1 protein-coding gene, 1 tRNA gene and 2 pseudogenes are annotated in these 2,154 nt (G+C 33.1%); all 4 read left to right on the top strand.

Annotated elements, in window-relative coordinates:
* The first annotated feature begins 212 nt into the window (after positions 1-212).
* Positions 213-974, top strand: coding sequence for a DUF4369 domain-containing protein (locus tag P8M54_RS00605; RefSeq protein WP_300283815.1), 762 nt, complete (start codon positions 213-215; stop codon positions 972-974).
* Positions 975-992: 18 nt separating this feature from the next.
* Positions 993-1,382 (top strand): annotated as a pseudogene (locus P8M54_RS00600) (TlpA disulfide reductase family protein); the annotation flags it as partial.
* Between the two features lie 172 nt (positions 1,383-1,554).
* A tRNA-Tyr gene (locus P8M54_RS00595) sits at positions 1,555-1,636 on the top strand.
* Between the two features lie 291 nt (positions 1,637-1,927).
* Positions 1,928-2,154: pseudogene (locus tag P8M54_RS00590) on the top strand (site-specific integrase); the annotation flags it as partial.

Raw genomic sequence — 2,154 nt, 5'->3', positions numbered from 1 at the left:
TAATCATGCTTAGCGTAAGCAATCTAAAAAAACAGAATCAGTACTAAATTAACGGCGTTAAAGTGTATTTAGTAGTATCAAAGAAAACAGACGCCACAGTTGATAAAAAATCTAAAAAAATAGCAAATAATAACAAAATTTTAGCTCAGAAAATTGTTAAAGCAATAATATTTTAAATACTTTTGCGACTTAACTCAATTAACTCATTTATAATGAAAAAAATAATTTTATTACTTTCTGCAGCTGTTGTTCTAATCTCTTGCAGCAAAGTTGGAAAAGATGAATACATCATTTCTGGTACAGCAAAAGGTGTTGAAAACGGTAAAACGATTATCTTAGAAAAGCAAGACGAATCAGGAATGGGCTTTGTTGCTGTTGATACCGTAAAAGTTGAAAACGGTAAATTTGAAATCAAAGGTAAAGTTACTGAACCTGCATTTTATACTATTCAATTAGAAGCTGCTGCTTCAAAAGTGCCATTTATCTTAGAAAGTGGTGAAATTGCTGTTGTTATTGATAAAGATAGTATCCAAAACACAAAAGTTTCAGGAACGTACAACAATGATGAGTACGTTAAATTTAACGACGAAATTAAAGTTGTTCAAAAGAAACTAATGACGTTTCAAAAAAGTAACATGCAAGCAATGACTGCTGCACAACAGACTAACGATACCGTTGTAATCAATAAATTAATGAAAGAGTACACTTCTATTCAAGAAGAAGTAGGAACAGCTTCTAAAGCAAAATACCTTTCATATGCTGAAAATCACCCAAAATCTTTCATTACCGCTTTGATTGTTCAAGGTTTATTAATGGATCCATCTACTGATGTAAAGAAAATGGAAACGATTTACAATGGTTTAGATGAAACTATTAAAAACACGAAACCAGGTAAAGCAGTAAAAACAAAACTTGCTGAAATGAAAGCGCCTTCAGTTGGAGCAACTGCTCCTTCTACTGGTGACGCTAAATGAAGTACTGATTTTTCTGCTCCTAATCCCGAAGGCAAAATCATTACGCTTAAGGAAAGTTTAGGAAAAGTTACAGTAGTCGATTTTTGGGCATCATGGTGTGCACCATGTAGACAAGAAAACCCAAATGTAGTAGCAATTTATAAAGAATTGCATTCAAAAGGATTAAACATTATTGGTGTATCTTTAGATAAGGATAAATCAAAATGGAAAGAAGCAATTGCTAAAGATAATCTTACTTGGACGCAAGTTTCGAATCTAAAGTTTTGGGAAGATCCTATTGCGGCTCAATATAAAGTACAAGCAATTCCCGCGACATTTATTTTAGATGCATCTGGAAAAGTAGTAGCACGCGACTTAAGAGGTCCTGAATTAAGAGCTAAAATTTTTGAATTACTAGCAAAAAAATAGTTCTTCTAGAACAAAATAGAAAATCTCCCTAGTGGAGATTTTTTTATTTTATTCAATACCAATAGATTAAAAAATAATCCAAAATTAAGTGCAAAATTAATTTGCAGAAACGAAAACTGTTACTATATTTGCCACCGCTAACAACAACGCAAGTATTGAAAGCAAAGGCCTCGGGGAGATACTCAAGCGGCCAACGAGGGCAGACTGTAAATCTGCTGACTACGTCTTCGTAGGTTCGAATCCTACTCTCCCCACTATAAGGGATGAAGATAAGAAAGTGAAAGAGTTTCAATATTTTCAAAAGTCCTTAAAAAAAGTGTTAAGCCTGCAAATCCAGCGATTTGCAGGCTTTTTTCATTTTCTGCACCTAGTCAAAATTTATAAAAGCGCTCAAAGTTTTTGTGGCACAATCGTGGCACATTTACATTTTTTAAAATGTGCCACAGAATATCATCTAAAACCCTATTAACAAAGGGGTTAACTTACTTAACGACTTGATTTTTTGGAGTTATAATTCTACATTTATTAACCCTAAAAGTTGAATTATGTTAGAAAGCAGTTTTGGGCTGGTTTTCTTTTTGAAAATCCCCCGCAATGAAAGTAAAATTAGAGTCGTTTACCTTAGAATTACCGTTGATGGAATACCTAAAGAAACATCTACAAAACGTAAGTGGGATATCTCACGTTGGGATCAAAAACTAGAAAGAGCAATCGGTTCCAAGGAAGATGCAAAATCTCTTAACTTTTTCTTGGATTCTCTTATTCTTAAAAT

It is taken from the genome of Flavobacterium sp., assembly GCF_029242675.1.
GTDB lineage: Bacteria > Bacteroidota > Bacteroidia > Flavobacteriales > Flavobacteriaceae > Flavobacterium.
The sequence above is the reverse complement of the archived record's forward strand: the minus strand, read 5'-3'. Positions and strand labels throughout refer to the sequence as shown.